This is a genomic window from Protofrankia sp. CiT1, assembly GCF_917627335.1.
Classification (GTDB): domain Bacteria; phylum Actinomycetota; class Actinomycetes; order Frankiales; family Frankiaceae; genus Protofrankia.
The window spans coordinates 30,254-34,101 of sequence record NZ_CAKJTP010000002.1; the positions used below are offsets into that span (position 1 = coordinate 30,254).

The following is a 3,848-nucleotide window of genomic DNA, read 5'->3' on the forward strand; positions in this document are numbered from 1 at the left end:
CTAAGTGGTCGCCGCCGGAAGTTGTTCGGGGGGTGCCGGATGACAGACGGATGCATCGTGCGGCGGAGAAGGCCCAGGTAGCGGTGTTCTACCTGGGCCGACGACAACGAGGCGAGGCGCCGTCTGGCGCCGGCAGACCCTGGACGAACGTCCGGCGGCGACCACTAAAAGGCTTCGCGGCTGGTCCCGCGGCTTGTCCCGCCTTCCCGTTGCCATTCACGCACGAACGCCGCGAGCTCCCGCACATCACGGACATCGCCGTGCGTCCGGGTTATCGCCAGCAGCTCGTCAGCCCGGTTCGATGCGGACGCCACTGTGCGCCCCCAGGAAATCCTGACCGCCTCGGTGGCCAGCGCACAGACCCGGTCAAGCTCAAGCCGTCCCTGCTGGACCAGGGCCAATGCAAGATCCAATCGGATCACCGAACGGAAACCGGGAGCATTCATCATGTCCAGCCGGGGCATGGCGATCTGTGCATGCTCCTCCGCGGCACGAGGCCGCCTGAGCAGGCACAACGCCGTGGTTGCGTTGTAAGCGACCTCCACCGGATGGAAAGTGTCGAAGCCAGGCCCAGGCGAGCCCCACTGTTCCACGGGAATCATGTCAGCAAGATCATAAGCGGTGTCCAATGCCTGGGCGGCAGCACGGACGTCGCCGAGCGCCGCAAGGGCTCGGGCCTCCTGGCAGACCAGACGCGCCCGTACCGGGCCGCCGCCGACATGGCGCAGCCCGTCCCGGGCAAGTTGCAGGGCCCGGTCCGGGCAGCCGTCGTAAAATTCGATCACTGCTGCGATCTCGCGGGCTGATCCTTGCAACGGGCCGTCCTGCGCCCACAGCCCGTCCGCGTATCCCTGCGCGGCCAGGGCACGTGCCGCGTCGGCCGTACCCAGTTTGAACGCCGCATCGGCGTGCAGGACGGTGATCCGGCCAGCAATAATCCGCAGCCGGCGGGCATCGGAGGCCCGTAGGGAAGCACCGCGCGCGAGACTGTCCAAGCCATGCCGCAGGCGAGCCGCCTGAGCCGCGACATGCGCCGGCGAGGTGTGCTCGTGAGCGCGCAGCAAAGCGGCCAGCCGTTCCTCGGCGTGCGCAAGCGCAACCTGCGACGGCGCCGCGGCACGTACATCCACCGCGTCCGCGAGCTGTCCATCGCTGAGGAGCACACCCACCACGGTGACCCCGGCATAGAGGTGCAGCTGCCGGCGGTCCGGTGCTGGCGGTGCATCAGCGATTGACGTGGGGAGAGCGTGATACTCGTGCTCCACACGGCCGGTCAGGGCCGCACGCTCGGTGCCGGTCCACCCAGCGGCCAGCGGATCATGATCTGAACGGTCGGCTGCCGGCGGGTCGGACACCGGGCGATCATCCACGGAAGGACTGGCCTCACCCGGCCGCGACACCGGGGCGGGTAGTACATAGGAATCCGGATGATCGTCTGGTGGTGTGCGGGTGGCCGGGATCGAAACGGCCCGCTCCTCGGGCCGGACTGGCTGCCCTGCTTCCACAGCCGCCGGCCAGGGACTGGCCGGGCAAGCTGACGGGGACAGTTCGTCAGCGTGGGACATGGCTACGCACTCCCTGGTGTCCTGTCAGTGAGGCCACAATGTGGCATTTCCGCGCCCTGCAATCTCTTTCAGTGTCAGGAATATGACTCAAGGTAACCCGAGGAGGCGCGCCGCGACATACGCCCAGGGAAGAGGGCACGCTCAGACCACGACACACACAATAAGTTGACGTGTTGACTCAGGATAACTTAGTGGTCGCCGCCGGCGACCACTAAGAGCGACCGGCAATAGGGGACGCGGCATCGCTTTCCCAGCCATTGCCGCGCGATGCACGGGCACCCCGGCTCGCCGGTCGGCGCTCTGCACCTCCAGCGCATCCCTCCGCCGCCTCGCGATCCATCCACCCGCACGCCACTCCTTGATCCACACAACTATTACCGGTCGCTCGTACTGTTACCTCCGGTGAAAGTACGTCCTCCGCACAACCGTTGGGCCACATTTCTCAGAGCGTGTGTGAGATCGGGCTTTCGATCAGTGAGCCGCATCCAGGCGCCCACCGGCAAGGCGGAAGGCCGAAGCGATACCGGATGAGTTGTCTCGGTGTGGCCGACAACGCAGCCAGAGGGCGTCTGGACGCGGCGAGCCGGAATGACGATCTCACACGCGCTCTCAGGCATCCGGGTGATGATTCCCACGTAGCCTGGAAAGCCAGGCCGCCGCGCCGCGGAAAGCATCATCCGACGTGCCGGGCCGTATGACCGTAACCTGCCCATCCGCTCTCGGGTAGCTACCAAGGAACCGGACGTCAGCGCAGCTGCGGTGCAATGCCGAAAGCGCCTCGCCAACCCGCGCCTCGGCTATGTGGCCCTCGCAGTCGGCCGAGAAGCAGTAGCGGCCTAAGCCGGCACCGGTCGGCCTGGATTCCAGCCGGGTCAGGTTGATTCCCCGGACGGCGAACTCGGTCAGCATCTCCAGCAATGCGCCAGGATGGTCGTCGCGTTCGAACAGCACCACTGTGGTGCGGTCGGAGCCGGTGGGTGGCGGCGGCGCCCCCGGGAGGGTGACCAACACGAAACGGGTCTGCGCCCCGTCGACGTCCTGGATGTCGTCGGCAAGCACCGACAGGCCGTAACGAGGGGCGGCAAACGCGCCGGCAAGTGCGGCGTCGACCTCGCCGAGCTGGACGCGACGAGCCGCCTCGGAATTGCTGAACGCCGGTTCCCAGCGTGCGTAGGGAAGGTTCTTGCCGAGCCAGTGACGGCACTGCGGTTGAGCGTGCGGATGGCTCGAAACCGTGTGTACGGCGTCGAGGCCCGTACCGGGCCTGCCCAGGAGGGCGAACCGGACGGGAATCACGGCCTCGGCCTTGATCTGCAGGGGGGCGCCGACAGCGAACTCGTCCAGAATGGTCGACACCGAGCCCTCGACCGAGTTCTCGAACGGGACGAGGGCGGCCGCGGCGTCACCCTGACGGACCGCGTCGAGAACGGCCACCACGTCCGGCAGTGGATCAAGCCGCGCTCCACGAGCGATCACGAGCGTGAGCAGCGCCGCCTCGGAGAATGTGCCGGGGGGACCCAGATAGGCCAGCCGGATCGGCGCGGTCACGTCCGCGGCTCCACGCCAGGGGCCGGCGTGACCACGGCAATCTCGGCCGTGCCCAGCGGGTTGCGGACCGAGTCCGCCCGGACCGGATCTGCTGATCTCACCTTGGCGATCCTACGATCCCGTGACAGAGCGCATGAGGGGAGCCCGGCTCCAGCTGGTCATCCATCGCCTAAATCATGATCAGATGGTCGGATTCTCTCTCGCAGGGTGCGCGCCCGCTTCTCGATTCGGCACGGCACGGCACAGCGGCCATCGACGCAAAAACCATGATCGCAATGTCGCCACAGCTGTTCGGCTGTTGGCAAAAATCGACATCAGTTGTCAGCGCCGCCCCTGATCCAGACGTGGGACGACCGGCCCCCGTAGGGTCGGAGCGTGGACACGGCGGATGTTCGGCTCCTGCTGGAAGCCGTGGCTTCCGGCACGGTCGAGCCGCACGATGCGCTGACGCGCATCACAGCCGGCCCGCTCGGCGACGGCAACGGCTGGACCGACCTTGGGTACGCCCGCGTCGACACGCACCGCGGGCTGCGCACCGGCGATGCGGAGGTCGTCTACGCCGCCGGCAAGACGCCGGCGCAGACGGTCGGCATCGTCGCCGAGCTGCGGCGCGCATCCGGCGCCGGCCATCCAACGCTGGTGACCCGCGCGGACGCGGCCACCGTCGCGGCTCTGCTCGCCCGGTGGCCCGGAGAACTGACCACGTCCGGCATACCTGCCCGTGATCCAGGCTCC

The 3,848-nt window shown here is 67.7% G+C and carries 2 protein-coding genes and 1 pseudogene; 1 reads left to right on the plus strand and 2 read right to left on the minus strand.

Features of this window, described 5'->3' with window-relative positions:
* Positions 1-164: 164 nt before the first annotated feature.
* On the minus strand, positions 165-1,355 hold the full coding sequence (locus tag MJ785_RS00735) for a hypothetical protein (protein WP_370651783.1): 1,191 nt from the start codon (positions 1,353-1,355) through the stop codon (positions 165-167).
* An 819-nt stretch (positions 1,356-2,174) separates the two neighbouring features.
* Positions 2,175-3,113 carry a prephenate dehydratase gene (gene pheA / locus MJ785_RS00740; RefSeq protein WP_239313807.1) on the minus strand — a complete coding sequence of 313 codons (939 nt, stop codon included), beginning with the start codon at positions 3,111-3,113 and terminating at the stop codon, positions 2,175-2,177.
* 375 nt (positions 3,114-3,488) lie between these two features.
* Between pheA and MJ785_RS00745 the strand changes: the two are divergent.
* Positions 3,489-3,848 (plus strand): annotated as a pseudogene (locus MJ785_RS00745) (1-(5-phosphoribosyl)-5-amino-4-imidazole-carboxylate carboxylase); the annotation flags it as partial.